The 669-nt window shown below is 60.1% G+C and carries 1 protein-coding gene; it reads right to left on the reverse strand.

The features are described 5' to 3' along the window. On the reverse strand, window positions 1-629 hold a 629-nt coding region (locus P0D96_RS48285; protein ID WP_408321429.1), incomplete at its 3' end, for an IS6 family transposase. Window positions 630-669: the final 40 nt, after the last annotated feature.

Raw genomic sequence — 669 nt, forward strand, 5'->3', positions numbered from 1 at the left:
GGCAAGGCGAAGTGCTGGCGGATCGGGCCAAAGCTGGAGAGAAAGCGCTGTGTGCGCCTCGGGTCACGAAAGCCTTGCATTTGGCGCTCGCGTCGACGTGTGGGCTGATGACTGTTCTCAGCGCGATTGTTTAGCCGGGCGGCTGCCTTGACAAACACATGCTTCACGCTGGCTAGCTCGGGAATTTCGGCCTTGGCCGCCGCGTAGCTGCGCAATTGATCAGTGACGATCTTGCGTGGCACGGGATGCGAGCGGAGTACGCGCTTGAGGAACCGTTCGGCCGCATCTTTGTCACGACGCTTTTGCAGCAGGATATCGAGTTCTGCGCCGTGTTCGTCGACTGCACGCCACAGCATGTAGGGATCGCCGTGCAGCGTCACGAACATTTCATCGAGGTGCCATGTCGAGCCCGGCCTGACACGCGCAGCCTTCGCGCGACGCGCAAACCGTGTGCCGAACCGGTCGCACCAGTTGCGCACTGACTCGTAGCTCACGCTCACGCCGCGCTCGAGCAACAACTCCTCGATGTCACGAAGGCTCAGGTTGAAGCGATAGTACCAGCGGACCGCGCAACTAATGACCGCCGCCGGAAATCGAAAACCATAGTAAGGTGACTTGCTCTTTTTCATGCCCCATCTTACCCGGCGCCCAGCTCAACTTGACATTGCC

The sequence above is a fragment of the Paraburkholderia sp. RL17-347-BIC-D genome, assembly GCF_046027915.1.
In the GTDB taxonomy this organism is placed as follows: Bacteria; Pseudomonadota; Gammaproteobacteria; order Burkholderiales; family Burkholderiaceae; genus Paraburkholderia.